The sequence below is a fragment of the Actinoalloteichus caeruleus DSM 43889 genome (assembly GCF_000429185.2).
GTDB lineage: Bacteria > Actinomycetota > Actinomycetes > Mycobacteriales > Pseudonocardiaceae > Actinoalloteichus_B > Actinoalloteichus_B caeruleus.
The window spans coordinates 3,328,742-3,354,788 of the sequence record NZ_AUBJ02000001.1 but is presented as its reverse complement, the minus strand read 5'-3'; the positions used below and the strand labels follow the sequence as shown (position 1 = coordinate 3,354,788).

The following is a 26,047-nucleotide window of genomic DNA, read 5'->3' as shown; positions in this document are numbered from 1 at the left end:
ACTGACGTTGGCTTCGTATCGAGGACGACATCGTGCTCCGCTACATCATCCGCAGAATCCTCATATCGATCCCCATCCTCGGGATCGGTTCCTTCCTGGCCTACCTGCTGGTGTCCGCGGCCGGTAACCCCATCGGCGAGTACCGGGCCACCCCCGGTGTCACCGAGGAGGACGTCCAGAACCTGATGATCGAGCTGGGGCTCGACCGTCCGATCTGGGCCCGGTACTGGGACTGGCTCACTGGTTTCCTCACCGGGGACTGGGGCGAGAGCCTCGCCCTCGGCTCGGCCAAGGCCGACGTCTACGAGGAGGTCATGCGCGCGTTCAGCGTGACCTTCCGACTCGTCATCGGCGCCGAGATCCTCGCGATCGTCCTGGGTGTCGCCATCGGCGTGCTCGCCGCGGTGCGCCAGTACACGATCTTCGACTACGTGGCGACCACCACCGCCTTCGTCATGTTCTCCATGCCGCTGTTCTGCGTGGCGATCGTGCTGAAGATGTACGGCATCCGCTTCAACGACCTGTTGGTGTCGATGGGCGGTGAGCGGTGGATCCGCACGATCCCACCGGCCCAGGGGTTCCAGGGGTCCTTCTTCGAGCAGTTCAGCCAGTACGTGGGCGTCTACCTCCTCCCCACCCTGAGCCTGATGCTCATCAGCTTCGCCGCCTACAGCCGTTTCCAGCGCGCCTCCATGCTGGAGACGCTGAGCTCCGACTACGTCCGCACCGCGCGGGCGAAGGGGCTCCGCCCGTCCCGGGTCATCTTCCGGCACGCCTTCCGCAACGCGCTCATCCCGGTGACCACGATGGTCTCCCTGAACTTCAGCGCGGTGCTCGGCGGCGCGATCATGACCGAGATGGTCTTCGGCTGGCGGGGCATGGGCAGTCTGCTGGTCGACGCGGTCGGCCAGAAGGACCCGCCGATGCTCATGGGCTGGCTGATGGTCACCGCCGTGCTGACAGTCGCATTCAACCTGGTCGCCGACATCGTGTACGGCTTCCTGGACCCGAGGATTCGCCTTGGCTGACACAGTGACGAAGACGACGCCGGACGACCCGGACACGACGCCACGGGCGGGTCACGAGTTCGACACCGAGGCGCGCAAGCAGTGGAAGATCGTGCTGCGGCGCTTCCTCCGGCACCGGATGGCGATGATCAGCCTCAGCGTGCTGGTGCTGATCGTGCTCGCGGCCATCGTGCTGCCCTGGTTCCTCCAGTACGACCACACCTACACCGGCGGCGGGCGCTACGAGGACCCCGGGCCCGATCACCCGCTCGGCACCGACAACCTCGGCCGGGACATGCTGGCGATGCTCGTGCGGGGAACCCAGTTCTCGCTGCTCATCGCCGTGGTCGTCGCCGCGATGGCCACCGTGATCGGGGTGACCCTCGGCGCGGTCGCCGGACTGCTCGGCGGTTGGGTGGACACGCTGTTCATGCGGCTGGTCGACCTCTGGCTGATCATCCCGCAGCTGGCCCTGGTGGCCCTGGCCGCGAGCGCCTTCGGCAGCAGTTGGTACCTGGTGGCGATCGCGCTGGGCCTGTTCAGCTGGATGTCGGTGGCCAGGATCAACCGGGGGCTCACCCTGTCGTTGGCGAACCAGGAGTTCGTCGAGGCGGCCAGGGCGATGGGCGCGAGCAACACCCGGATCGTGGTCAAGCACATCCTCCCCAACCTGACCGGGGTCATCACGGTCAACGCGACCCTCGCGGTGGCGACGGCCGTGCTCGCCGAGGCGGCGCTGTCGTTCATCGGCCTCGGGGTCAACATCCCCGACACCTCGCTGGGCCTGATCATCAACAACAACTACGCCCAGCTGGAGCTGCGGCCGTGGCTGTTCTGGGCGCCGTTCCTGGTGATCGTGCTGATCTCGCTGACCGTGAACTTCATCGGCGACGGCATCCGGGATGCCTTCGACCCGAAGCAGACGAAGGTGCGTGCCTGATGACGACGACAGCAGGTGACCTGCTCACCGTCGACAACCTGACGGTCGAGTTCCCGACCGACGACGGGGTGGTCCGCGCGGTCCGAGGTGTGTCCTTCACCCTGCGCCAGGGCGAGGTGCTGGGTGTCGTCGGCGAGTCCGGCTCGGGCAAGTCGGTGTCCTCGATGGCCGTGATGGGCCTGCTGCCCCGGAGCGCCCGCATCGGCGGGTCCATCCGGTTCCGCGACACCGAGATCGTCGGTCTCGGCCAGCGGCAGCTGGAGAAGCTGCGCGGCAACGACATCGCGATGATCTTCCAGGACCCGATGACCTCGCTGAACCCGGTGTACACCGTGGGCTGGCAGTTGTCGGAGGCCTACCGGGCCCACCACAAGGTGTCCAAGAAGGTCGCCTGGGCCAAGGCGGTGGAGGCCCTCGAACTGGTCGGCATCCCGCAGCCGGACCGGCGGGCGGCCCAGTTCCCCCACGAGTTCTCCGGCGGGATGCGGCAGCGGGTGGTGATCGCGATGGCGATCATCAACGATCCGACGCTGATCATCGCGGACGAGCCGACCACGGCGCTGGACGTGACCGTGCAGGCCCAGGTGCTGGAGACGCTGCTGCGCATCCGGGACGAGACCTCGGCCGCCATCATGATCATCACGCACGACCTCGGCGTGGTGGCCGGGATGGCCGACCGGGTCCAGGTGATGTACGGCGGGACCGTGGTCGAGTCGGGCCAGGTGGACGCCGTGTTCGAGCGGCCGAGGATGCCCTACACGGTGGGCCTGCTGGGCTCCATCCCGCACCCCGACCTGCTCGGCAAGCGGCTGACCCCGATCAAGGGCGCGCCGCCGTCGCTGATGAACCTGCCGCCGGGGTGCGCCTTCGCGCCCCGCTGCCCGCTGGCCGGCCCGGAGTGCGACGAGGCCGAGCCGGAGCTGGTGACGGTCGGCGTGTCCGGGCACACCAGCCGGTGCCTGAAGTGGGACGAGCTCGGGGGCGGGGACGACAGCCGGGACCTGTTCGAGCACGAGGAGATCGGGTCCGTGGAGAACCCGGCCTCGCTCACCCAGGCGGATCCGGAACTCGCCGTCGTCGAGGACGCGGCCGAGGTCGAGCAGCGCATGGCCCGCGAGGAGGGCAGCACCCCATGACCACCGCGAAGACGTCCCCCTCGGACACCGCACCAGCCGGGGCCGACACCGGCCAGCCACTGCTCGAGGTCAACGACCTGGTGAAGAGCTTCCCCGTGCGGGGGAAGGGGATCATCCCGCGCACCGTCGGCCAGGTGCAGGCGGTCGCCGGCATCTCCTTCGACCTGCGCGCCGGGGAGACCCTCGGACTGGTCGGGGAGTCCGGCTGCGGCAAGTCCACCACCGGCCGGGCCATCCTCCAGCTGCACCGGCCGACCTCCGGGTCGGTGCGGTTCGAGGGCAGGGAGCTGGTCGGTCAGACGGCCCGGCAGCTGCGGGCGGTCCGCCGGGACATGCAGATCGTGTTCCAGGACCCCTACGCCTCGCTGAACCCGCGCTGGACCGTGAACTCCGTGGTCCGGGAACCGCTGGAGATCCACCACTCCTCCTGGGGCGACAAGAGGATCCAGAGCAAGGTGAACAACCTGCTGGAGCTGGTGGGGCTCAACCCGGAGCACCGCAACCGGTTCCCGCACGAGTTCTCCGGGGGGCAGCGGCAGCGCATCGGCATCGCGCGGGCACTGGCCCTGGAACCCAAACTGCTGGTGCTCGACGAACCGGTCTCCGCGCTGGACGTGTCCGTGCAGGCCGGCGTGGTCAACCTGTTGGAGGAACTCCAGCAGCGGCTGAACCTCGCCTACCTGTTCGTCGCGCACGACCTGTCCATCGTGCGGCACATCTCACACCGCATCGCCGTGATGTACCTGGGCAAGATCGTGGAGATCGGCACCCGGGACGAGGTGTACGGGCGCGCCACCCACCCGTACACGCAGGCGTTGCTCTCCGCCGCGCCGCTGCCCGACCCGAAGGCGGAACGGGAACGCCAGCGGATCGTCCTGACCGGTGACGTCCCCAGCCCGGTCAACCCGCCCTCGGGCTGCCGGTTCCGCACCCGCTGCTGGAAGGCCCAGGACATCTGCGCCAGCGAGGAGCCGAAGCTGGAGGCACGGGGCGAGGACGGGCACCTGTCCGCCTGCCACTTCCCCGAGGTCCGGCCCCGGGAGAGCTGAACCGGGCCCCGGCCCGACGTCCCCGCTGGCTCCGGGCACGTCGGGCGGGGGTGCGGCGGCGGTGTCGGGCCGGCCCACCACGGGTCCCGAGGTGCCCCGTCGCCGCACGGCGGTCGACACGTTCCTTAGGCTGGCTCGGTGACGACTGCCCCAGCGCCCCGCCCGACCGCCACACCGCGGTTACTCCTGGTACACGCCCACCCCGATGACGAGAGCATCTGGACCGGGGGAACGATCGCCCGGTACGCGGCGCAGGGGGTCGCGGTCACCGTCGTGACGTGCACCCTCGGCGAGCAGGGCGAGGTCATCCCGGAGGCGCTGCGCGGCCTCGGCCCCGACCACGCCGACCAGCTCGGCGGGTACCGGGTCGGTGAGCTCCGGGCGGCCTGCGCGGTGCTCGGCGTGGACGACCACCGGTTCCTCGGCGGCATCGGCCGGTGGCGGGACTCGGGGATGCTCTGGGACGCACCCGGCTTCGCCACCGCCGCGCCCGACGCGCACCCCCGCGCCTTCGCGCTCGGCGACCTCGCCGAACAGACCGCCGCCCTCGTGGAGGTACTGCGCGAGGTACGCCCCCAGGTGGTCGTCACCTACGGCCCCGACGGGGGGTACGGCCACCCCGACCACGTCCGGGCGCACGACGTCACCATGTCGGCCACGGCACAGGTGCCCGAGGTCCTCCGCGTCTTCCACGTCGTCAACGCGGCGAGCGCCGTCAAGGAGGGGCTCGCCGAGATCGCCGCCCTCGGCGACGCCCACCCCTACCAGGTGCCCGCCGTCGGCGAGGTGCCCTCGACCCCCGACGACGAGGTGGACTCGGTGGTCGACGTGGCCGAGCACGTCCCGGCGAAGCTCGACGCGATGCGCGCGCACGCCACCCAGGTCCAGGTGTGGCACGGCGGCGGGGGCGAGGCCGTCTACGCCCTGTCCAACGACATCGCCCAACCGGTGCCGCGGGCCGAGTCCTATGTGCTGGCCAGCGGTAACCCGGCCGGCGCCGCGACGGACCTCTTCGGGGGCCTGCCGGGCGGTCGGGGGGAGGTCAGCCGATGAAGACGGTGCCTGACTGGCTCCTGCTCGCCATGCTGGTGCTCGACGCCGTGGTCCTCGCGCTGCTCGCCCTGTTCTTCCTGCCGTTCCGGATCGGTGTCGTCCCGGTGCCCTTCACCGCGGTCCTGGCTGGCGTCACCAACGTGCTGCTGGTGCTCGGCGCGGGGCGGATCTCGGGGCGGATGCGGGTGGCCGGAGCCCCGCTGTTCGCCTGGGTGCTGGTGGTCATCGTGTTCGGGGTCAGTGGGCCAGGCGGCGACGTCGTGCTCATGGGCGACTGGCGGGGTCTCCTCCTGCTGGCGCTGGGCGCGCTGCCGCCCGCGATGGTGCTGGGCACGCTCAGCGGGCGGTACCGGGCGTCGACCAGGGCGTCGCGCGGCGGGGCCGCCGGCGCGCCCGCCCGCCGCTGATCCGACCGGGCGGAGGAGCCTCAGCCCGGGGACCAGTACCGGTAGCGGTGGTGTTCGGCGCAGCCCAACCCCTCGTACAGGCGGCGGGCCGCGCGGTTGCCCTCGGTGACCTGGAGCACGCAGTGCTCCGCGCCTCGGTCGGCCGCCCAGCCGGCGAGCGCCCCGACCAGCGCTCGGGCCAGACCCGTCCGGCGGTGCTCCGGCCGGACCGCGAGGCGGGCGACGTGCAGCCAGCGGTTTCCCCGGGCCCCGACCACCTGGCCCCGCACCGCGGCGACGGGCACGCCGTCCACCGTGGACGCGCCGAACCCGACGACGTGGTCCCCCCGACGGGCGGGCGCGAGCACCGCTCGTTCCGCCGCCCCCGGGGCGCCGGTGCCCGCGGTCAGCTCCCACCAGGCCGGGCCGGGTGGGGCGAGGTGCACGCGGTGGGCCGGACCGGCCGCCGGCGGACCGGACACCCCGACGGCGTGGCTCCGGCCGCCACCGACCGAGACCAACCGAGACGGGACGCCCTCGGGCCGGGGTGGCGCGCCGCTCGTCCGCGCTCCACCCGCCAGCGCGGCGAGTGGTCCGCTGAGCACCAGCGTCTCCGAGTCGTGGTCGGGACGCCATCCGAACGCCCGCAGTCCGGCCTCGACGGGATCGCCCAGCACCACCTGGGCGCGGGGCACGATCCCGTGGGTCCCGGCGAATGCCAGCAGCAGGGGGGCCACCCGGGACACCTCCGCCGCCTCCGCGCCGGGCATCCCCGAGTTCGCCCGCAGGGTGAACCCGGCGGCGGCGCGGAACCGCCACCCCAGGACGCGCTCCTCGGTCACCGCCGGCCAGGCGTCGGCGCAGAGCTCCTCGACGACACGTTCACGCACCGACGCATCCTGTCGCGGCGCCTCCACGCGCGGAAGGCGATATGGGACGGCTCACGCCGAACAGCGGCCGCGGGCACCCCCGGTGGGGCCGAGCCGGAAACGGGAGGAGTGGACTCCGAGGGGGGTAGGGCACCAGGGTGGACGGCGAGAGATACTGGAGCGGCCGTGCGTCGAAGGTCCGCACGGGCGACTGGACGATGAGCAGGAGAGCCGCCGTGACCTACGTCATCGCTGAGCCGTGCGTGGATGTCCTCGACAAGGCATGCATCGAGGAGTGCCCAGTGGACTGCATCTACGAGGGCGACCGGATGCTGTACATCCACCCGGACGAGTGCGTGGACTGCGGGGCGTGCGAGCCGGTCTGCCCCGTCGAGGCGATCTACTACGAGGACGACGTCCCCGACCAGTGGTCGGCCTACACCAAGGCGAACGTCGACTTCTTCGACAAGCTCGGCTCGCCTGGCGGCGCGGCCAAGGTCGGCAAGGTCAGCGACGACCCCGCATGGATCGCGCAGCTGCCCCCGCAGGGGGAATGAGCAGGTGAGCACCAGTCGGACCGGTGGTCGTCGGCTGCCCGACTTCCCGTGGGACTCGCTGCGCGCGTCGCGGGAGCGCGCCGCCGCGCACCAGGACGGCCTCGTGGACCTGTCGGTGGGCACCCCGGTCGACCCGGTCGCGCCGGAACTGCGGGCCGCGTTGGCCTCGGTGTCCGACCAGGGCGGGTACCCGACCACCCACGGCACCCGCGAACTCCGGGAGGCCGTCGTGGCGGGCCTGGCCCGTCGACACGGCGTGGTGGCCGTGCCCACCGACGCGGTGCTGCCGACGATCGGTTCCAAGGAGCTCGTCGCCTGGTTGCCGACGCTGCTGGGCCTCGGGCCCGGCGATGTCGTCGCGATCCCCGAACTCGCCTACCCCACCTACGAGGTGGGCGCGCGACTGGCGGGAGCGGACGTCGTCCGCCTCGCCGACGGGGAAAGCCCACCACCCGGGACGCGTCTGGTCTGGCTGAACTCCCCGTCCAACCCGACGGGGCGCGTCCTGGGGGCGGCGGCGCTGGCCGATGCGGTCGCCACCGCGAGGGAGCTCGGGGCCGTCGTCGCCTCCGACGAGTGCTACCTGGCGTTGGGTTGGGACACCGAGCCCGTCTCCGTGCTGCACCCGGACGTGCTCGCCGCCTCCGGGGTGGGCGACTCCCTGTCCGGCCTGCTCGCGGTGCACTCCCTGTCGAAGTCCTCCAACTTCGCCGGCTACCGGGCCGGTTTCCTCGCCGGGGACCCGACGCTGGTCGCCGAGGTCCTGGAGGTGCGCAAGCACGCGGGGATGATCGTGCCCCGGCCGGTGCAGGCGGCGATCACGGCGGCGATGTCGGACGACCGGCACCTCGACGAGCAGCGGGCCAGGTACGCGGCACGGCGGGACGTCCTGCTACCGGCGCTGCGCGCGGCGGGGTTCGCCGTCGAGCACTCCGAGGCCGGCCTGTACCTGTGGGCCTCGCGGGGTGAGGACGCGTGGAGGACCGTGGCCTGGTTCGCCGACCGGGGGATCCTGGTCGCTCCGGGCGACTTCTACGGGCCGGCGGGCCGGAACCACGTCAGGGTCGCGCTGACCGCCTCCGACGAACGGATCCGTGCCGGCGCGGCCCGCCTCTGACGAGGGCGGCCCGCGCGCACCCGGCGGCCGGAGGCGCGCCTCGGCGACGACCGGTGGGCGCCGGTCGGCTCCGCCGCGCGGGACCGGACCCGGCCTCGCCGTGCTCCCGCGGCCGACGAGGCATGTCGGCGAACCGGTTCGCCGAGCGGCTGGACACGGGGCACCCGGGCCGACGGGCGGTGGGAGCGGCCGGCGCGGCCCCCGAGGGTGAGCGCCGGGACCGGGGTGAGCGGCGGCTTGGGTGAGCGGCCGGGTCGCGCTCGGACGCCGGGGCGCGGCCGTCCGGCCACCGCCCCGGCGTCGACGGCGGGGAGCCGTCAGTCGTTCGCGTGCAGGATGCTGTTCAGCTCCACCGCGGCACCCTCCCGGGGGCGGACCTCGACGGCACCGGTGGTCGAGTTCCGGCGGAACAGCAGCCCGGACCGACCGGAGAGGTCACTGGCCCGCACGAGCACCCCGTCGGGCAGGGTGACCTTGGTGCCGGCGGTGACGTACAGCCCGGCCTCGACCACGCAGTCGTCGCCGAGCGAGATCCCGATGCCGGCGTTCGCCCCCACCAGGCAGCGCTCCCCGATGCTGATGACCTCCCGGCCCCCGCCGGAGAGCGTCCCCATCACCGAGGCGCCGCCGCCCAGGTCGGAACCGTCACCCACCACGACACCCGCGGACACCCTGCCCTCGATCATGGAGGAGCCCAGCGTGCCGGCGTTGAAGTTGACGAAGCCCTCGTGCATGACGGTCGTGCCCGGAGACAGGTGCGCGCCGAGGCGCACCCGGTCCGCGTCCCCGATCCGCACGCCCGACGGGACGACGTAGTCGACCATGCGCGGGAACTTGTCCTGGCTGTACACCGTGACCGGCCCCCGGGACCGCAGCCGCAGCCGGGTCGCCTCGAAGCCCTCGACCCGGGCCGGCCCGTGGTTGGTCCACACCACGTTGGCCAGCAGGCCGAACACGCCGTCGAGGTTCAGGCCGTGGGGACGCACGAGGGTCGTCGACAGCAGGTGCAGCCGCAGGTACACGTCGTGCGTGTCGACGGGCGCCTCGCCGAGGGAACCGATGGTGGTCCGGACCGCCTCGACCCGGACGCCGCGCGCCTCGTCGGGGCCGAGCAGGTCGACGGCGGCGGAGCCCAGTTCCTCCCCGCATTCCTGGGCGGTGAGGACCCGCGAACCGACCTCGTCGGTCTCGGCGAGTCTGACGAAGGGGAACCAGGTGTCCAGCACGGTCCCGTCGTCGGCGATGGTGGCCAGTCCGACGCCGTGGGCGCCGCTCTCCTGGGAAGTGACGTCACTGCTCACGCCGGCAACGGTAACCCACCGTTGGCACCCCACCCCGGGCGCCGAGGAGGCCGGGCGCGGGTTCGGCGATCCCGGTGCCGGCCTCCCCGTGCCCGTCCCGCGTGCGCCCGGGTGGGTACTGTCCGGTGGCGTGACCGCAGACCTGGACCTCACCGCCGATCCCGTCGAGCTCACCGCGGCCCTCGTCGACGTACCGAGCGTGTCGGGGGAGGAGGCGGCCATCGCGGACGCGGTGGAGACCGCCCTGCGCCGCCAGGCGCCCCACCTGGAGGTCGTGCGCGACGGCGACGCCGTGCTGGCGAGGACGAACCTCGGCCGTCCAGGCCGGGTCGTGCTCGCCGGGCACCTCGACACCGTTCCCGTCAACGACAACCTCCCGCTGCGCCGCACGGGCAGCGGTTCCGACCAGGTGCTCCACGGCTGCGGGACGGTTGACATGAAGGGCGGTGACGCGGTCCTGCTCGGGCTGGCCGCCGGGTGCGTGTCGCCCCGGCTGGACCTCACCTTCGTCTTCTACGACTGCGAGGAGGTCGACGCCAGCCGGAACGGGTTGACCAGGATCGAACGGGAGCTCCCCGACTGGCTGGACGGTGACCTCGCCATCGTCGCCGAGCCCTCGAACGCGGTGATCGAGGCGGGCTGCCAGGGCACCATCCGGGTCGAGGTCAGCACCACGGGTCGACGCGCCCACACGGCCCGCGCGTGGATGGGGGAGAACGCCATCCACGGTGCGGGCGAGATCCTCCGCAGGCTGGCCGAGTACGAGCCCAGGAGGGTGGACATCGACGGCTGCGAGTACCGCGAGGGTCTCCAGGCGGTGTCGGTGAGCGGCGGTGTCGCCGGCAACGTCGTGCCGGACAGCTGCGTCGTCGCCGTCAACCACCGGTTCGCCCCCGACCGTTCGGTCGCCGAGGCCGAGGAGCACCTGCGGACGGTCTTCGACGGCTTCGGTGTCCGGGTGGTGGACCGCGCCGGCGGCGCGCTGCCCGGCCTGGGGGCACCGGCGGCCCGGGAACTGGTCGAGGCGGCCGGAGGTACCCCGGTGGCGAAGCTGGGGTGGACCGACGTCGCCAGGTTCGCCGCCAGGGGAATGCCCGCCGTCAACTTCGGTCCCGGCGACCCGACGCTGGCGCACACCAGGGAGGAACACGTGCGGGCCGCCGACATCACCCGGTGCGCGGACGTGCTCGGGCGTTTCCTGGCCTGACTCGCGTCCCACCGCGCACCGGGGTCCGTCGGGGATGTCGACGTGCTGGTCGTCCGCGTTCGTCCGGCCCGGCCCCACCATCGGCGTTCCGCCGATGGTGGGGCATCCGCTCCCCGACAGGTCGAACCGCCCGGTTCCCGACCGGGTTTCCGTAGGGTGACCAGCATGAGCACGGAGAACGCGTCCGCCCCTGGCAACGGCACACAACCGGCTGAGCTCGCCCAGACGCAGCAGGGTCCCGTCGTCGTGCGACGGACGCGCGGCAGGGAGACGACGACGACCGACCAGCGGTTGTTGGACTCCCGGGGTCCGTCGGACTGGGTGCACACCGACCCGTGGCGGGTGCTGCGCATCCAGGCGGAGTTCGTGGAGGGTTTCGGGGCACTCGCGGAGCTGCCCAAGGCGGTCACCGTGTTCGGTTCGGCGCGGACCGCGCGGGACGACCCGGAGTACGCGGTGGGCCGGTCCGTGGGAGCGGCGCTGGCGGACGCGGGGTTCGCCGTCATCACCGGTGGCGGTCCCGGCGCGATGGAGGCGGTGAACCGGGGTTGTTCCGAGGCGGGCGGCTACTCGGTCGGGTTGGGGATCGAACTCCCCTTCGAACAGGGCCTGAACCCGTGGGTGGACCTCGGGGTCAACTTCCGTTACTTCTTCGCCCGCAAGACGATGTTCGTCAAGTACTCGCAGGCCTTCATCGGGCTTCCCGGGGGTTTCGGCACCCTCGACGAGCTGTTCGAGGCGCTGACGTTGGTCCAGACGAAGAAGGTCACCAAGTTCCCGGTGGTCCTGTTCGGACGCCGCTACTGGCAGGGCCTCTACGACTGGCTCCGCGACTCGGTGCAGGGCGGCGGCAAGATCGGGGTCCCCGATCTCGCGCTGCTCCACCTGACCGACGACATCGACGACGCCGTCCGGGTGGTCGAGGAGGCGTACCAGGCATGGGAGGAGACCCACTGACCGGCGCGGTCACTCCCGACGACGACGACGACGGGGACGGGCGGCGGGGCGGCGTCCCGCCCCCGTGGCACGATCATGCCGTGCGGTTACGGCTCGGCTCTCGGGAGATGCACGGCGACCGGCCCCTGGTCATGGCGATCGTCAACCGGACCAGGGACTCCTTCTACGACCGAGGGGCGACGTTCGCGGAGCCGGCGGCGATGGCCGCCGTCGACCGCGCGGTCGACGAGGGCGCCGACATCGTCGACATCGGAGGTGTCCGCGCCGGTGCCCAGGGGGAGCGGGTCGACGTGGCGGAGGAGACCGCCAGGGTCGTGCCGTTCGTGCGAGCGGTGCGGGAGCGGTACCCGGACCTGGCGATCAGCGTGGACACCTGGCGCCACGAGGTGGCCGAGGAGGTGTGCCGGGCCGGGGCCGACCTGCTCAACGACACGTGGGCGGGTGCGGACCCCCGGCTGGCCGAGGTCGCGGCGGAGTTCGGCGTCGGGGTGGTCTGCTCGCACACCGGCGGTCTGGCTCCGAGGACGGATCCCCACCGGGTGCGCTACGCGGACGTGGTGGGGGAGGTCGCGGCGGAACTGGCCGCTCGGGCCGAGTCGTTGGCCCGGGCCGGGGTCCCGAGGGAGGGGATCCTCATCGACCCCACCCACGACTTCGGGAAGAACACCTGGCACGGCCTCGCGCTGCTGCGTGGGCTGGACCGGCTGGTGGGAACCGGCTGGCCGGTGTTGATGGCGCTGTCGAACAAGGACTTCATCGGCGAGACCCTGGACGCGGCGACCGAGGACAGGGTGGACGGCACCCTGGCCGCCACGGCGGTGGCCGCCTGGCAGGGCGCCGCCGTCTTCCGCGCGCACGAGGTGGCCCGCACCAGGAAAGTACTGGAGATGACGGCGTCGATCAGGGGGACCCGTCCTCCCGCGAGCGTGCTGCGGGCCCTGCGCTGAGCGGGGCCGGCACCGGCGAGGGGCCGAGGAGGCCCATGCCCTCCGGTGCTCGCGCCAGTCAGGCGCGGTGCCGGTGACGCTGCGTTCCCGTGTCTCGCGGACCCCCTGGCGTGCTTCACTCGAAGTAGTTACAGAACGTCCGAGAAATTCCTTCTTTCGGGGGAAAGTCCGGGGTGGGTGGCGGTGGCGGTGGACCGCGGCCACCTGGTCGGTGGGCGTCGCGGGCCGGGGGAGTCACGCCCCCGCTGGCCCGGTCGTGGCCACCGTCGCCCGGACGGACCCGCGGGTACCGCTGTATGGGTAGCGTAGCTACCGGCCACGCAGCGCTACGCATTAGACTTCTCACTGTGAAGTCGGACGCACTCCGTGGACATCTGGACGCGTTGCTGCTCGCCACCCTCGATGGTCGGCAGCTCCACGGTTACGCGATCATCGAGGCGTTGCAGCTGCGCAGCGGGGGTGCCCTCGACCTGCCCACCGGCACCGTGTACCCGGCGCTGCGACGGTTGGAGAGGGCCGGGTGCGTACGCAGCGCCTGGAGCACGGTGGCGGGGCGCAAGCGCCGCACCTACCGGCTGACCTCGACGGGAGAGCGCGCGTTGACCGCCGAGCGGGCCGCCTGGCGCGAGTTCACCGCCGCGATCGAGGGGGTCCTCAGTTCCGAGTCGAAGGCCGCCCGCGCCTGACCCGGCAGCCCGTCACCCGAGGGCCGAGCGCGCCGCCACCCGGCGAGACCGCCCCGGCTCGTGCCACGATGTGGTGCCGTGACCACTCTGTTTGTCTACTTCCTGATCGTGGCGATGGTGGCCGCCGTGGTCTTCCTGCTGGCTTCCCTGGTCTTCGGCCGAGGTGAGGAACTCGCCCCGCTGCCGCCCGGTGTCACGCCGACCACGCTGCCGGAGCGGGCTCCGACCGGCTCCGACGTCCGGGCGCTGCGGTTCCAACAGGCGGTCCGCGGGTACCGCATGACCGAGGTGGACTGGGCGCTGGCGGAGGTGGCGGACGAGCTGGACCGCCTGCGCGCGCGGGTCGCCGGACTGGAGGCGCGCCTCGCGCGGTGCGAGGACCTCCGGCGGGAACCGGAACCCGTGGAGGGGCAGCGCGCCGATCGGGGCGGCCAGCAGCGGGAACCGGGAACGGAACAGGGAGGCGACGCCAGATGAACACGGCCACGGTACGGGAGAGCGTGGACATCGAGGCCGCCGCCGAGGTCGTGTGGTCGGTGGTCACCGACTGGCCCCGGCAGCGGGAGTGGATGCTCGGCACCGAGGTGCACCTGGTATCGGGTGACGGGCGCGGGGTCGGCTCCCGCATGGTCGCCTTCACCGGGGTCGCGGGCCTGGGCGCGCTGGACTCGATGGAGATCACCGAGTGGTCCCCGCCCCACCGCTGCGTCGTCCGGCACACCGGGCGGCTCGTGCGCGGCGACGGCATCTTCGAGGTCGTGGCGCGGGGACCGGCGGCGTCGACCTTCCTCTGGAGCGAACGGCTGGTCCTGCCCTTCGGTCAGGTCGGCCGGTTCGGGTGGCCGGTCGTGCGACCCGGGTTCGCCTGGGGCCTGCGTCGTTCGGGCCAGCGGTTGGCCGAGTTGTGCCGGCGGGAGGCTGGCTGAACGGCGGCATGGCCGGTGGGCTCCGGTCCGAGCCGGTCCGCCCGGCCGGAGCCCCGCCGACGGTCAGTTCCCGGTGAACCGGGGCGGGCGCTTGCCCACGAACGCCTCCACGGCTTCCCGGTGGTCGGCGCTGCCCCCCGCCTCGTGCTGGAGGCGGGCCTCGTTCGCCAGCGCGTCCGGGAGGGAGCTGGCCGCCCCCAGCCGCAGCGCCTCCTTGAGCGCCGCGAAGGACGCGGTCGGGCCGGTCGCCATCCTGGCCGCCAGCTCCTGGGCGGCCCCCAGGGCCGTGCCGTCCGGCACCAGCCGGTTGACCAGCCCGACAGCCAGGGCCTCCTCGGCGCCGACCGGCTGGGCCAGCAGCATCATCTCCATCGCCCTGCCGTACCCGATGAGCCTTGGCAACGTCCACGACGCCCCGGAGTCGGCGGAGAGCCCCACGTTCGCGAAGGCCATCAGGAACCTGGCCGACCGGTCGGCGATGCGGAGGTCCGCGGCGCAGGCCAGCGATGCCCCCGCGCCCGCCGCGGCCCCGTTCACCGCCGCGATCACGGGTTTCGGCATACCGGTGATCGTCTCGATCAGCGGGTTGTAGTGGCGCTCCACCGTGGTTGAGGACGAGCCGTCCCCCCGCTGGAGGGCCTCGACGTGTTCCTTGAGGTCCTGACCGGCGCAGAACGCGTCCCCCGAGCCGCTGATGACGACCGCGCGGATGGAGCTGTCCTGGGACGCCGCCCGTAACGAACCGAGCAGGGACTCCTTCAACTCCAGGGTCAGCGAGTTGAACGCCGCCGGCCGGTTGAGCAGCAGGGTGCGCACTCCGGCGGCGTCGTCGACCAGCAGGACCGGTTCTGAGCTCTCAGCGGACATGCGGTGCCTTCCTGTTCGTGTCCCTGTTCGTGTCGCTGTCGCGGGAGGGGGAGCGAGGACGCCGTCACGGGGTGGGGAGCGCCGGCGGCGGAGCGGCCAGGCACCTCTCGACGTAGCGGTCGGCCGCCGGGGCGAACCGGGCCGTCTCGCCGTCGAACAACTCGGCCGCCCGGTGGCCGGTCCAGTCGGCCGGGAGCAGGGCCGGCGGCAGCCCCGGGTCCCGGAAGAGGAACTTGCGCCAGTCGTGCAACAGCCGCTGGGAGGCGGCGAAGGCCGCCGGTTCCCGTGACTCGTCGACCGCCGCCGCCAGGGGCCGCCACCGCGCCACGAACGCCGCGTAGTCGCGGGAGAGCCCCACCAGGTCCCAGGCCCTGCCGGCCAGGTCACGGTCGGAGCCCTGGTGGGCGGCGAGGAACGCGTGGGCTGTGAGGTCCTCACTGGTGAGCAGGTCCGGGAGTTCCGGTGACGGGCGGGGCGCGACCCACACCAGTGGTTCCACCTCGCCGTAGCCGAGCAACCCGAGCGAGGCGGCGATCCGCTCCCGCCGGTGGCGGTCCGACACGCCGGTGAGCACCAGGAGATGCCAGTTCCCGTCCCACGACCAGTCGCGGGTGCGGTAGATCCTCCCGGCGGCCTCGTCCAGCCGCCGTTCCGCCTTCGGCGTCAGCGCGTAACCCGGACCGGACGGCAAGCGTGTTGGCCGCAGCCACCCCTGCCTGACGGTGCGGGACACCGCCGTTCGCACGGCGGGACCGGCGAAACCGAGGGGTTCCATCAACCTGACCAGCGCGGCGATCGTGACAGCTCCGCCCCGGCGGCGGAGGTGTCCGCCGAAGAGGTCGAAGATCGCCGAGCGTGCCCGCACGACGCCTGAGTCTGGCACCTTCGGGCCCGCCCTACCAGCACCTGTGGATCAGCGCACGCGACACGAAGAGACCGGTTCGGTTTCACCGGTCGCCGCCGATAGGGGAGAATGACCCGGTCACCGGCGGACGGTGCGGTACGTCAGGTGGAAGATGTTGATGGAGGGAGCACGCTATGGCGGCCATGAAGCCCCGGACCGGCGACGGTCCCCTCGAGGTGACGAAGGAGGGACGCGGGATCGTCATGCGCGTTCCGCTCGAGGGTGGTGGGCGCCTCGTCGTCGAGATGTCGGCGGAGGAGGCCAGTGACCTGGGCGACGCGCTGAAGGCCGCTACGGGCTGACGTCGCGGCTGAGGCTCGGTGGGTCCACCCACCCGCCGCGACGCCCGAGTACGCGAGTCGGGCCCCGGTAAAGCTCCACGACCGGGGCCCTCGGCATCTCCCGGCCCGGGAGGCTGGCACCAGCCAGGTCCACCCGCGCCCCACCGCCGACCAGCTCGCCACCGCAGGAGTAGACGACACCCGTGTCACGAGGAGATCTCCCGTTGTCCGTTTCCCCTCCGTCCACCCCGGACCTCACCGGCCGGTTCCCCACTCCCTCGCCCACCGTCGTCCTCGAGGGCGATGACCGCGACCGGTCGACCGCGATCGCCGCGTTCGTCGTCGGCGCCGACGACGCGGAGTCGGTACGCCTGCCGGACCTGCCCGGAACGTACCAGGGCGTCCGGCACTGGCTCACCACCGCCGGTTTCACCGGGAAGGCGGGCTCCATCCAGCTGGTTCCCGCCGACCCCGAACCGGCGTGGGTCGTGGGCGTGGGTGCGGGAACGGCCTCGGACTGGCGGCGGGCCGGCGCCGTCCTCGCCCGTGCGGTCCGCGACCGCCGGGCGGCGGAACCCGAGCAACCGGTCGCCGACCAGGTGACCGCCCTGCTCCCGGAGGAGACCGACGGCGACGCGGTCGTCGCCCTGGCCACCGGGCTGCTGCTCGGCGGCTACCGGTTCAGGGTGAGCGCGGACGAGCCCCGCCTGACCCCGCCGACCTTCCTCGTTCGCCCCCCGGCCGCCCTCGACCCGGTGGCCACCGGGGAGGCACTCGCCGAGGCGAGCGTCCTGGCGGAGGCCACCTCGGTGGCCAGGGATCTCGCGAACACACCCTCCAACGTGAAGGACCCGGCCTGGTTGGCCGACTCGGCCGCGCTGCTCGCCGAGGACGTCCCCGGTCTTGACGTGACCGTTCGGGACGAGACCTGGTTGCGCGACCGGGGCTTCGGCGGCGTGCTCGCCGTCGGCGGGGGGTCCCGACGCCCACCCAGGCTCGTCGAACTCTCCTGGCGGCCCTCGGACAGCGGCACCGGTCCGCACCTCGTGCTGGTGGGGAAGGGAATCACCTTCGACACCGGTGGGCTGTCCCTGAAACCGGCCGAGGGCATGCACCTCATGCGGACGGACATGGCCGGCGGTGGTGCCGTGATCGCGGCGGTGCGTGCCGTGGCCCGGCTCGGCCTCCCCATCCGGGTGACCGGGCTGGTGCCCTGCGCCGAGAACCACGTCTCGGGATCGTCGTACCGGCCGGGGGACGTGGTGCGCCACTACGGCGGCACCACCACCGAGATCACCAACACCGACGCCGAGGGCCGCCTGGTCCTGGCCGACGCCCTCGCCTACGCGGTTCGCGACCTCGGCGCCGACGTGCTGGTGGATGTCGCCACCCTGACCGGCGCGATGAAGGTCTCGCTCGGTCTGCGCACCGGCGGGGTCCTCACCGACGACGACGAACTCGCCCGCGAGCTGGTCTCCGCCGGCGAGGCCGTCGGCGAGGCGTGGTGGCGGATGCCGCTCCTCGACGAGTACGCCTCCGAGGTCACGGGGGAGATCGGGGACGTGCGCCAGTGCCCGCCGGGGCCCGGTGGCATCACCGCGGCCCTCTTCCTGCGGGAGTTCACCGGCGCGACGCGGTGGGCGCACCTCGACGTGGCCGGTCCCGCCCGGTCAGACCGCGACTACGCGGAGGTGACCACGGGAGCGAGCGGCTTCGCGGCGCGGACGCTGGTCGGCCTCGCCCGGGACCGCGCCCGGCGCTGATCGTCGACCTGACCGCTCCACCGATCACCCGGTGCCCGACGACCGGTTCCCCGTCATCCTGTTGTGGCGCTGGTCACTTAGCTCGGGTATCACCCGTGGTCGCCGTCCCGGGTGCCTAGAGTCACCCGGGACGTGAAAAGGGTTGCCCGGGTGCCACTGGTCCACTCAGGACGGCGTGGCCCCCGTTCGCCGGGGTCTCGGCGGCGGGCCGGGACGTGTGAGTGAGAGCGGTCAGGTGACGACGACGACCCCGCGCGCGAAGTACGCGATCTGGTTCACCCTGGCGATGGTCGCCGTCTCCGTCGGGGTGCTCGTGTACCAGCTGTTCCTCGTCTACGTCCCGACGGTGTTCGGGCGGGACACGCTGCGGGCCGTCCGCTCCCAGGAGAGCGTCGCCTACCAGGACACCGGCGAGGAACAGCGCTTCGGCATGGAGTTCCTGGACTGGGACGGCGGCGAACTGCTGCTCACCGCCGACAGGTCCGAGGCGGGGACCCTCACCCAGTGTTCCGTTCGGGGCGCCGACGGCGCCTGGGAGACGGTGCGCCTCACCTACGCCAGGGAGTACGGCGACCTCGCCTGGCGGGGGACGCCCCAGGTGGCCGCCCCGGGCGAACTGCACTGCTCGGACAACGAGCGGGCCCAGGTGCGGGTGTACTCGGAGGACGTCGAGCGGGCCGGTGAGGTGCTGTCCCGGGGCTGGACCTGGCGGGTCGGTCTCCTGGTGGTCCTCCCCCTGCTCGCGGCGGTGCTCGCGCACGTGGTGGCCGGGGCGCTGTCCCGGCGGCGCGGGGCGAACTGAGCCGACCCCCACCGCCGGGTCCGCGGCGGCACCGGGCGGAACGCGGCGCGGGTACCCGTGCCGCTCCGTCCGCTCCGGGGCACGGACCGGGTTCCGGGGTCCCCGCGCGATCTCCCGTGGAGGGCACCGCGGGGCGGCGCGGCGCGTCCGACCCAGACCGCCGAATTCGAGGAGGAATTGGATGAGCGAGCAGTTCCAGGTCGATGTCGACTCGCTGGAGGGCTACGCGCGGAGCCTGGACGACCTCCAGGGCGCCTTCGACGCGCTCCGCGAGTACGCCGTGCGGTACGGCTGCGACAAGTCCGGCTTCACCGGTCTGCTCGCGCTGCTGCACCCGGGCGTCGACCTGGTCGGCACCCTGTTCGGCGAGACGTTGAACTTCGGGCAGGACCGGCTCGGCGGCACCGCGGACGGAATCCGGAGGAACGCGGAGGTCTACGCCGCCGCTGACCAGGCCGTCCAGGACCGCATGGTCAAGATCATGGAACAGGCGAACCGGGTCATCTGACCGCCACTCGGAGCAGCTTTCGCACTACTGGGGGAATCGCACCATGAGCTACCAGGACGCCAGCGCGCTGGCCGCACTCTCGTCACCACCCGAGCCCGTCGACCCCGGCGAGTCGATCGAGCAGATGGTCCGGGACGCCGGCTGGCGCGTCTACGGCGTGGACTGGGCCTTCCAACAGGTGACCGGTCAGAGCATCGTCGAGGGCGTGATCATGCCGATCACGGGCGACTTCGGCAAGATCGCCACCAACGGCGAGGCGTGGAACAAGGTCGCCGACGGCGTCAGCGAGCTCCGCCAGGCGTTGAACGACAACGTGGAGGTCGTCCGGCAGGAGTGGGACGGCGAGGCCGCGGTCTCCCACGAGACGTTCATCAAGGTCGTCTGGGGCGGGGGACTGCTCGTCGAACAGGGCGTCGCCAAGCTGATCGGCATGGCGTTCACCCAGACCGCCGAGGGGTCGAAGGCGCTCGCCAAACAGGCCCTGCGCCTGCTGGACTGGTTGGTCCAGAAGCTGATCGACGCGATCGCCAAGATCTGGATCCCCGCCTACGGCTGGGTGAAGGCCGCCCAGCTGATCTGGGACGCCTACCAGCTCTACCAGAAGATCATCGCGATCGTCGACTCGATCCAGGCGATCATCGAGAGCGCGCAGGCGATCTTCGAGTCGGTCCAGACGATCGGCTCGAAGCTGGCCGAGATCAAGGACGTCCGGAGCGTGTCCGACGCCGTGGACCTGCTGACCGACATCAGCGACGAGGTGCGGGACATCTCCGGCGAGGTCGGCAACATCCGGGACAACGCCGCGTCGATCCGGGACAACGCCTCCTCGGCGACCAGGGACCTCCGGGACATGAGCCGGGACGCCCGCGACTTCCGGTCCGACTACGACGAGTACCGCGACCGCCGCATCGACGAGCGGGACGGGCGCAGCGGCCTCCAACACGCAGCCGACGACCTGCGCGCCGACCTGCGGCAGGACTACCAGAACGCCAGGGACACGGTCCGGGACGGCTACGAGTCGGGGCGTGACGCGGCCAGGAACGCCTGGGAGAACCCGGGGCAGACGGTGCGCGACGGTGCGTCCTCGGCCTACGGCGCCGCCCGGGACGGTGTCACGGGCTGGGCGCGGGACCAGTACCAGGAGCGGATCGGTCAGCACGTCGACGCCGCCCGCGACGTGGGCAACGCGGCCCGCGAGGGCTGGGACGGGGCGCGCGGCGCCTACGACGCGGTGCGGGACGGCTCGGCGTGGAACGCGGCGAGGGACGGCGCCTCCACGGCGTGGAACGCCACGCAGTCGGCGATCAGCGACCCGGGCGGCGCTGTGCGGTCGGCGGGCGAGCAGGCGTGGAACGCTGTGCCGGAGGGGGAACGCGCCAACCTCAGCGAGGCCGGGCGGAACTTCCGCGATCTCGGTCGCGACGAGTGGCAGCGGTTCCGGGGGCGCGACGAGCCCACTGGCTCCTGAACCTGGCCGGCCCGTGAGGTCGGGCCGGTGCCGAACCCATGACGAAGGACGGTGTGATGACGTCTCCTGGATTCGACCAGGACAGCTGGAAGACCCCGCAGGTTCGTGCCGCCGAGGCGCAGCTGGGCGAGGCGATGGCCAGGAGCCGGGAGCTGATCAGGGAGTTGGAGCGGCTCCAGCCACCGGCTCCGCCTCAGGTCACCGAGGCCGATGTCCGCCAGATGGAGGAGGCGGCGAAGCGGGTCGACGCCGATCCCGCGATGCGGGCGCTCCAGACCAGGGTGGAGGCCGGAACGCTGAGTTGGCGGGACGTCCTGGAGGGCCGGGCTTACGACGATCCGGACGTGCGCCTGGCGTTGGAGAGCCAGATGACCGAGATGCGGGACATCTTCCAGCAGTTCGAGGAGGGCCACACCCTCGACGACGTGATCGAGGCCCGCCGGCAGGCGGAGAGCGGTGGCGAGGACGGCGACGGGGGCTTCCTGCGCTGACCGGTGGACCGGCGGCCTCGTCTCGGCGGCACGAGCGGGGGGACCGTCCCCACCGGGACCCCCGTCACCGCGTCCCCCGGCTCAGGGCGAAGTCCCGGAACTCGCGGACGGCGGGGGACAGCGGGCGGCCCGCCGCCCAGACCAGCCCGACGGTACGTCGTGCCGCGGGGCTGAGCGGGACCTCGACGACCCCGGCGGGAGGCCCGCCGTCGGCCTGCGGGACCAGCGCGATCCCCAGTTCGGCCGCCACCAGGCCGAGCAGGGTCACCGTCTCCTGTCCCTCGAAGGCCAGCCGGGGGCGGAAGCCCGCGGCCGCGCACAACTCGTCGGTGATGGCCCGCAGCCCGAAACCGGGTTCCAGGCCGACGAAGTCCTCCCCGGCCAGCTCACCGATCCGCACCCGACGCCGCCCGGCCAGCGGGTGGCGCTCGGGGACGGCGGCGACCAACGGCTGGTGGAACAGCACGGACGACGTCAGGCCTGGGTCCCCGGTCGGCGTCGGCGAGGTCAGGCCGAGGTCCACGGCTCCCTCCCGCAGGCGGTCGAGGATGGTTTCGTGGGGCGCCTGGGCCAGGCTGAACCGCACTGAGGGGCGGCGAGCCCGGAACCCCCGCAACAGCTCGGGTACCGGGCGTCCACCGAACGTGTGCAGGAAGGCGAGCGCGACCAGCCCCCGCTCCTCGTCGGTGTCGGCCAGCGCGCGGCGGCAACCGGCCTCCAGGGCCGCCAGGGCGTGGCCCGCCGACTCGGCCAGCGCCTGCCCCGCCCTGCTGAGCCGGATCCCGCGCCCCGCCCGAACCACCACCGGGGTGCCCAGTTCCTCCCCGAGGCGGGCGAGCCACCGGCTCACCGTGGGTTGGGGGACACGCAACCGTTCAGCCACCCGGGTGATGTGTTGTTCCTCTGCCAGGGCGCGGAGCAGCGCCAGCCGGGGAGCCAGGCCGCTGGCCAGCCGTGCTGGCCCATCATCCACCATCGCATCAATGTAGGCCGTTCCAGTCATTGGACGAATGAGTGTTGGCTTCCTAGCGTCTCCGGGGTGGGCAGGACGCAGAACTCGTCGTCGGCAGCGGAGCCTCCGACCACGCGGTCCGACGAAGGAGAGCGACGACGGGTCGCGGTGGCGATGCTGGCGGCCGGCCTGGCGGTGTTCGCGTTGCTCTACAGCGCGCAACCGGTCCTTCCCCAGCTCGCCGAGGAGTACGGCCTGGGGCCGGGCGGGGCGTCGCTGGCGGTGTCCGCGGCGACCGCGGGCCTGGCCGTCGCCGTCCTCCCGCTGGCGCTGGCGTCGGAGCGGTTCGGTCGCCGACCGGTGATGGTCGCGGCGGTCGTCGCCGCCGTCGTGATCGGTTTCCTCGTGCCGCTGGCCCCCACCTTCGAGCTGCTGGTGGCGGCCAGGGCGGCGCAGGGGATGGCGATCGCCGGTCTCCCGGCCGCCGCCACCGCCTACCTCGCCGAGCGCGGCCGGGGACGGGGGCTCGGCGCGATGATCGGCCTCTACATCGCCGGCAACACCCTCGGGGGAATGGCCGGGCGGGTGGTGGCCGGCGTCCTGGCGGGGCTCAGCGACTGGCGGACCGGTGTCGCCGTGGTGACGCTGCTGGCCGCCGCCTGCGCGACCGTCTTCGTCCTGCTGCTTCCCCGCCAAGGTGTTCCCACCCGGCCGGCCGGGACCGGTGGGCGCGTGCTGGCGGCGGGGGTGGTCGCGGCGCTGGGAAGGCGGGAGCTGTACGGGCCCTACCTGGTGGCCGCCCTCGGGATGGGCGGCTTCGTCGCGCTGTACAACGTCGTCGGTTTCCGGCTGTCGGCGCCTCCGTTCCTGGTCGCCCCGGCGGTCGCCTCGCTGGTGTTCCTGGCCTACGCGGCCGGCAGCGTGAGTTCGCCCGTCGCCGGGCGCCTGGCCGACAGGTTCGGGCCGAGGAGGGTGCTCGGGGGCACGCTCGGGGTGACCGTGGCCGGAACCCTGCTCACCCTGTCCGGGCACCTGCTGGTGGTCGTCGTGGGCCTGGTGGTGCTGACCGCCGGGTTCTTCGCCTCCCACGCGACCGCGAACGGGTGGTTGGGTCGCCGGTCGGCGCACTGGGCGCGCGGCCAGGCCGCGGCCGTCTACTGGCTGTCGTACTACCTGGGCAGCAGCGTCGGCGGGACCCTCGGCGGTCTGGCCTACGGGGCCTGGGGCTGGCCCGGGACGGTGGCGGTGGTGTGCCCGTGGTTCCTCGTCGCGGCGCTGGGCGTGGCGGTCCTCGGCCGGGCGGGGGAGCCGCCGCCGGGGCCACCCCCGGCGGCACCGGGCAGCGGCGAGGACGCTACTGGACGTCCCGCTTCGCCGCGATGAGCAGGCCCTCGCCGAACGGCAGCAGGAACGGGACCAGACGGGGGTCAACCCGGATCACCTCGGTCAACTGCCGCAACCCGGCGTGTTCCTCCTGGGTGCCCCCCGCGGCGGCGATCCGCAGCAGGTTCCCGAAGGCGAGCACTCCCCCGTCACGCAGCAGCCGCAGCCCCTCCTCCAGGTAGCTCGCGTAGTCCACCCAGCCCGACTCGACGAAGACCAGGTCGTAGCCCCCGTCCGTCAGCCGGGGCAGCACGTCCAGGCCCCGCCCGGTGATCAGGCGGGCGCGCCCGGCGGCCACACCCGCCTCGGCCAGCGCCTTCCGCGCCGCCCGCTGGTTCTCCGGGTCGAAGTCGATCGAGGTGAGCACTCCCTCACCCAACATGCCCCGCAACAGCCACAGCCCGCTGACACCGGCCCCGGACCCCACCTCGACGACCGCCCTGGCACGCAGGGACGAGGCCAGGAACCGCAGCGCCGCCCCGCTCCCGGGGCTGATCGGCTCGCACCCGAGCGCCACCCCGCGAGCCCGCGCGGCCGCCAGCACCTCGTCCTCCGCGAGGTAGTCCGCGACGAAGTCCTGCACCACGCTGAGGTCGGCCGCCGGAGTTTCGGGTGTCACAAGCAAGGAGGTTAGCGCCGCACCGCCCTGGCGGAACCCGAAGCGCCCCCTTATTCTCAGTGCCTGACCCGATCGCCGAGCCGCGCTTTCCGCCCGACGGTCACGGACCGCCCGCGCGGAGTACACGCCGTCTCCGCCAGTCGCCGGGGCGCGCTCCGACCCGCGGTTCCCCCGGGACGGTGTCCCACCCGCCGACGCGGGTACCCCATTCTCAGGGTCCTCTCAGCCTGTTCTCACCACCGCCTCATCCCGGTTCGAGAGGGTGAAGCCGCCAGCGAAGACGGTGGTGTCCCGCGAGGCGCGGGAACAACACGGGACGCGTGAGCGTTCCCCTATGGCAGTTAGCCCGTAGGAGGTGTCCTGCACACGATGCCTACCCAGCCGATGACCGCAGTTCCCCATGACACGGCGAGCGCATCCTCCGACGGGGTGGAGTCCGCCGGTTGGACGCCGCCGAGCTGGGACGAAGTAGTGCGGCAACACGCCGATCGGGTGTATCGCCTGGCGTTCAGGCTCAGCGGTAACCCGCACGACGCGGAGGACCTGACCCAGGAGACCTTCATCCGGGTGTTCAGGTCGCTCGCCTCGTACAAGCCGGGCACCTTCGAGGGGTGGCTGCACCGCATCACCACGAACCTGTTCCTCGACATGGTCCGCCGTCGTGCCCGACTGCGGATGGAGGGCCTGCCCGAGGACACCGACCGGCTCCCGGGCAGCGGCCCCAGCCCCGAGGAGGTGTTTGCGAACACCCACCTCGATCCCGACCTCCAGGCGGCGCTCGACGAACTCCCCCCGGAGTTCAGGGCCGCCGTGGTGCTGTGTGACGTGGAAGGTCTTTCGTACGAGGAGATCGGCGCCACGCTCGGGGTGAAGCTGGGTACGGTTCGGAGCAGGATTCACCGTGGCCGGCAGGCGCTCAAGGCGGCACTCGAGCGTCGCCGAGCCGGCGCCCTGGAGGACTCGGCATGACTGAACGGCACGGTCTGCTGCCCGAACACTGCCTCGCCGTGGACGCGGTGGTCGCGCTGGTGGACGGCGAACTGACCCCCGGCGCGCACGACCGTGCCATGAGCCACCTCGCCGGGTGCGTGCGCTGCGCCCGCCAGGCGAGCGCGCAACGCCAGGCGAGGGCCGCGCTGCGTTCCGCCGCCGCTCCCACCATGCCGGCGGGCCTGCTGGAGAGCCTGCGCGCCATCCCGCAGAGCGCCCAGCTCCCGACCGGGCCCGACGAACTCGCGGTCACCGCCGACGGCCAGATGGTCGTCGCTCAGCCAGGCGGGCAGGGCGGCAGGTTCGGTGGTGTCCCTCCACTCGGCTCCGGTGCCCCGTTCGGGTCGGGTACCCCGCTCGGGCAGGGCGACACCGTCCTCGGCGCGGGAACCTTCAACGCCGCACCGCCCGGGGCCCAAGCGCCCCGGCGCGCCCGCTCGCCCCGCGGCGGCCGCCGGCTGCGCAACGGGGCCGGCGTCGTCGTCTCGGGTCTCATGCTCGGGGCGGTCATGCTGGCGACGCCGTCGGGAGCCCCCGGTGGTCAGGTGCCGGAGCAGGCCGGAGCCAGGGACGGGCGCGAACCGGTCAGCCAGCCCGCCGGTGCCGCCGGCGGCCGGCCACCCGCTCCCCTGGCGACCACCGTCACCGCCACCGGAGACGCGCCCGTGGTCGGGAGGTCGAGCCCGCCCAGCGCCGGGTCCCGGGCGCCGGGCGCGCACCTGACGCCTTCCGCGCGCGACCACTCCACCCCCTCCAACGTCGACGGGAGCACCACCCCCGCACCGGTCGGTCCCTGACCGCCCCGGGTGGCGCTGGTCACGTCGCCCGCTCCTCGACGCAGGCCAGGCAGCCCCGGACCGTTAATGGCTGGTGGCCGGCCG

29 protein-coding genes are annotated in these 26,047 nt (G+C 72.8%); 23 read left to right on the top strand and 6 right to left on the bottom strand.

The window, feature by feature from the left end; genetic code table 11:
• Positions 1 to 32: 32 nt before the first annotated feature.
• The 6 genes from G443_RS12900 (at position 33) to G443_RS12875 (ending at position 5,592) form a co-directional block, all read left to right on the top strand.
• A complete protein-coding gene (locus G443_RS12900; RefSeq protein WP_026417314.1) occupies positions 33 to 1,028 on the top strand; it encodes an ABC transporter permease in 996 nt (331 codons plus the stop codon).
• On the top strand, positions 1,021 to 1,947 hold the full coding sequence (locus G443_RS12895; protein ID WP_245588670.1) for an ABC transporter permease: 927 nt from the start codon (positions 1,021 to 1,023) through the stop codon (positions 1,945 to 1,947). Before G443_RS12900 ends, G443_RS12895 begins: the two co-directional genes overlap by 8 nt.
• Positions 1,947 to 3,083 carry an ABC transporter ATP-binding protein gene (locus G443_RS12890; protein ID WP_026417312.1) on the top strand — a complete coding sequence of 379 codons (1,137 nt, stop codon included), beginning with the start codon at positions 1,947 to 1,949 and terminating at the stop codon, positions 3,081 to 3,083. The genes G443_RS12895 and G443_RS12890 overlap by 1 nt, the downstream gene beginning before the upstream one ends.
• Positions 3,080 to 4,132: an ABC transporter ATP-binding protein gene (locus G443_RS12885; protein ID WP_026417311.1), complete on the top strand. Its 1,053-nt coding sequence runs from the start codon at positions 3,080 to 3,082 to the stop codon at positions 4,130 to 4,132. The genes G443_RS12890 and G443_RS12885 overlap by 4 nt, the downstream gene beginning before the upstream one ends.
• 138 nt (positions 4,133 to 4,270) lie before the next feature.
• A complete protein-coding gene (mshB, locus tag G443_RS12880; protein ID WP_035291292.1) occupies positions 4,271 to 5,185 on the top strand; it encodes an N-acetyl-1-D-myo-inositol-2-amino-2-deoxy-alpha-D-glucopyranoside deacetylase in 915 nt (304 codons plus the stop codon).
• A complete protein-coding gene (locus G443_RS12875) occupies positions 5,182 to 5,592 on the top strand; it encodes a hypothetical protein (RefSeq protein WP_026417309.1) in 411 nt (136 codons plus the stop codon). Before mshB ends, G443_RS12875 begins: the two co-directional genes overlap by 4 nt.
• Before the next feature lie 20 nt (positions 5,593 to 5,612).
• Here the strand turns inward: G443_RS12875 and G443_RS12870 are convergent, their stop codons facing one another.
• Positions 5,613 to 6,461 (bottom strand): GNAT family N-acetyltransferase, encoded by an 849-nt coding sequence (locus G443_RS12870; RefSeq protein ID WP_026417308.1) that lies wholly within the window; start codon positions 6,459 to 6,461, stop codon positions 5,613 to 5,615.
• 215 nt (positions 6,462 to 6,676) lie between these two features.
• On the opposite strand from G443_RS12870, the gene fdxA reads away from it, so the two are divergent.
• Both fdxA and dapC read left to right on the top strand, forming a co-directional pair.
• Positions 6,677 to 6,997, top strand: a complete 321-nt coding sequence (gene fdxA, locus G443_RS12865; RefSeq protein ID WP_026417307.1) for a ferredoxin — start codon at positions 6,677 to 6,679, stop codon at positions 6,995 to 6,997.
• A 4-nt stretch (positions 6,998 to 7,001) separates the two neighbouring features.
• Complete coding sequence (dapC, locus tag G443_RS12860) at positions 7,002 to 8,114, top strand: succinyldiaminopimelate transaminase (RefSeq protein ID WP_026417306.1); 1,113 nt, start codon at positions 7,002 to 7,004, stop codon at positions 8,112 to 8,114.
• Between the two features lie 317 nt (positions 8,115 to 8,431).
• Here the strand turns inward: dapC and dapD are convergent, their stop codons facing one another.
• Positions 8,432 to 9,415, bottom strand: coding sequence for a 2,3,4,5-tetrahydropyridine-2,6-dicarboxylate N-succinyltransferase (dapD, locus tag G443_RS12855; RefSeq protein WP_026417305.1), 984 nt, complete (start codon positions 9,413 to 9,415; stop codon positions 8,432 to 8,434).
• Between the two features lie 130 nt (positions 9,416 to 9,545).
• Between dapD and dapE the strand changes: the two genes are divergently transcribed.
• The 6 genes from dapE (at position 9,546) to G443_RS12825 (ending at position 14,138) form a co-directional block, all read left to right on the top strand.
• Positions 9,546 to 10,622 (top strand): succinyl-diaminopimelate desuccinylase, encoded by a 1,077-nt coding sequence (gene dapE, locus G443_RS12850; protein ID WP_026417304.1) that lies wholly within the window; start codon positions 9,546 to 9,548, stop codon positions 10,620 to 10,622.
• Positions 10,623 to 10,787: 165 nt separating this feature from the next.
• Entirely contained in the window at positions 10,788 to 11,579 is a 792-nt protein-coding gene (locus G443_RS12845; RefSeq protein WP_026417303.1) for an LOG family protein, read from the top strand.
• Between the two features lie 107 nt (positions 11,580 to 11,686).
• The gene (gene folP, locus G443_RS12840) at positions 11,687 to 12,526 is read left to right on the top strand and encodes a dihydropteroate synthase (protein WP_026417302.1); all 840 of its coding nucleotides are present in this window, start codon (positions 11,687 to 11,689) and stop codon (positions 12,524 to 12,526) included.
• A gap of 347 nt (positions 12,527 to 12,873) precedes the next feature.
• The gene (locus tag G443_RS12835) at positions 12,874 to 13,212 is read left to right on the top strand and encodes a PadR family transcriptional regulator (RefSeq protein ID WP_026066040.1); all 339 of its coding nucleotides are present in this window, start codon (positions 12,874 to 12,876) and stop codon (positions 13,210 to 13,212) included.
• A gap of 78 nt (positions 13,213 to 13,290) precedes the next feature.
• The gene (locus G443_RS12830) at positions 13,291 to 13,689 is read left to right on the top strand and encodes a DivIVA domain-containing protein (protein WP_026417301.1); all 399 of its coding nucleotides are present in this window, start codon (positions 13,291 to 13,293) and stop codon (positions 13,687 to 13,689) included.
• The gene (locus G443_RS12825) at positions 13,686 to 14,138 is read left to right on the top strand and encodes an SRPBCC family protein (protein WP_026417300.1); all 453 of its coding nucleotides are present in this window, start codon (positions 13,686 to 13,688) and stop codon (positions 14,136 to 14,138) included. The genes G443_RS12830 and G443_RS12825 overlap by 4 nt, the downstream gene beginning before the upstream one ends.
• 63 nt (positions 14,139 to 14,201) lie before the next feature.
• Here G443_RS12825 and G443_RS12820 read toward each other — a convergent pair whose 3' ends face one another.
• Both G443_RS12820 and G443_RS25465 read right to left on the bottom strand, forming a co-directional pair.
• Complete coding sequence (locus tag G443_RS12820) at positions 14,202 to 15,005, bottom strand: enoyl-CoA hydratase-related protein (protein WP_026417299.1); 804 nt, start codon at positions 15,003 to 15,005, stop codon at positions 14,202 to 14,204.
• Between the two features lie 64 nt (positions 15,006 to 15,069).
• On the bottom strand, positions 15,070 to 15,870 hold the full coding sequence (locus tag G443_RS25465; RefSeq protein WP_026417298.1) for a PaaX family transcriptional regulator: 801 nt from the start codon (positions 15,868 to 15,870) through the stop codon (positions 15,070 to 15,072).
• Positions 15,871 to 16,043: 173 nt separating this feature from the next.
• On the opposite strand from G443_RS25465, the gene G443_RS12810 reads away from it, so the two are divergent.
• The 6 genes from G443_RS12810 to G443_RS12785 all read left to right on the top strand — a co-directional run bounded on the left by G443_RS12810 (position 16,044) and on the right by G443_RS12785 (position 21,222).
• Complete coding sequence (locus tag G443_RS12810; RefSeq protein WP_016699112.1) at positions 16,044 to 16,211, top strand: DUF3117 domain-containing protein; 168 nt, start codon at positions 16,044 to 16,046, stop codon at positions 16,209 to 16,211.
• A 203-nt stretch (positions 16,212 to 16,414) separates the two neighbouring features.
• Positions 16,415 to 17,953: a leucyl aminopeptidase family protein gene (locus G443_RS12805; RefSeq protein WP_026417297.1), complete on the top strand. Its 1,539-nt coding sequence runs from the start codon at positions 16,415 to 16,417 to the stop codon at positions 17,951 to 17,953.
• Between the two features lie 235 nt (positions 17,954 to 18,188).
• Positions 18,189 to 18,755 (top strand): hypothetical protein, encoded by a 567-nt coding sequence (locus G443_RS12800; RefSeq protein WP_026417296.1) that lies wholly within the window; start codon positions 18,189 to 18,191, stop codon positions 18,753 to 18,755.
• 181 nt (positions 18,756 to 18,936) lie between these two features.
• On the top strand, positions 18,937 to 19,263 hold the full coding sequence (locus G443_RS12795; RefSeq protein ID WP_026417295.1) for a hypothetical protein: 327 nt from the start codon (positions 18,937 to 18,939) through the stop codon (positions 19,261 to 19,263).
• Positions 19,264 to 19,306: 43 nt separating this feature from the next.
• Positions 19,307 to 20,731, top strand: a complete 1,425-nt coding sequence (locus G443_RS12790) for a hypothetical protein (RefSeq protein WP_026417294.1) — start codon at positions 19,307 to 19,309, stop codon at positions 20,729 to 20,731.
• A gap of 56 nt (positions 20,732 to 20,787) precedes the next feature.
• Entirely contained in the window at positions 20,788 to 21,222 is a 435-nt protein-coding gene (locus G443_RS12785) for a hypothetical protein (RefSeq protein WP_155886019.1), read from the top strand.
• 64 nt (positions 21,223 to 21,286) lie between these two features.
• On the opposite strand, the gene G443_RS12780 is transcribed toward G443_RS12785, so the two are convergent.
• Positions 21,287 to 22,198: a LysR family transcriptional regulator gene (locus G443_RS12780; RefSeq protein ID WP_026417293.1), complete on the bottom strand. Its 912-nt coding sequence runs from the start codon at positions 22,196 to 22,198 to the stop codon at positions 21,287 to 21,289.
• Positions 22,199 to 22,261: 63 nt separating this feature from the next.
• Here G443_RS12780 and G443_RS12775 point away from each other — a divergent pair, with 63 nt between their 5' ends.
• A complete protein-coding gene (locus G443_RS12775; RefSeq protein ID WP_245588668.1) occupies positions 22,262 to 23,557 on the top strand; it encodes an MFS transporter in 1,296 nt (431 codons plus the stop codon).
• On the opposite strand, the gene G443_RS12770 is transcribed toward G443_RS12775, so the two are convergent.
• Positions 23,529 to 24,176 carry an O-methyltransferase gene (locus G443_RS12770; RefSeq protein WP_026417292.1) on the bottom strand — a complete coding sequence of 216 codons (648 nt, stop codon included), beginning with the start codon at positions 24,174 to 24,176 and terminating at the stop codon, positions 23,529 to 23,531. The two genes, G443_RS12775 and G443_RS12770, sit on opposite strands and share 29 nt — an antisense overlap.
• A gap of 384 nt (positions 24,177 to 24,560) precedes the next feature.
• Between G443_RS12770 and sigE the strand changes: the two genes are divergently transcribed.
• Both sigE and G443_RS12760 read left to right on the top strand, forming a co-directional pair.
• Positions 24,561 to 25,145 (top strand): RNA polymerase sigma factor SigE, encoded by a 585-nt coding sequence (gene sigE / locus G443_RS12765; protein WP_030104153.1) that lies wholly within the window; start codon positions 24,561 to 24,563, stop codon positions 25,143 to 25,145.
• Positions 25,142 to 25,963, top strand: a complete 822-nt coding sequence (locus G443_RS12760) for a zf-HC2 domain-containing protein (protein WP_051313294.1) — start codon at positions 25,142 to 25,144, stop codon at positions 25,961 to 25,963. Before sigE ends, G443_RS12760 begins: the two co-directional genes overlap by 4 nt.
• Positions 25,964 to 26,047 lie beyond the last annotated feature (84 nt).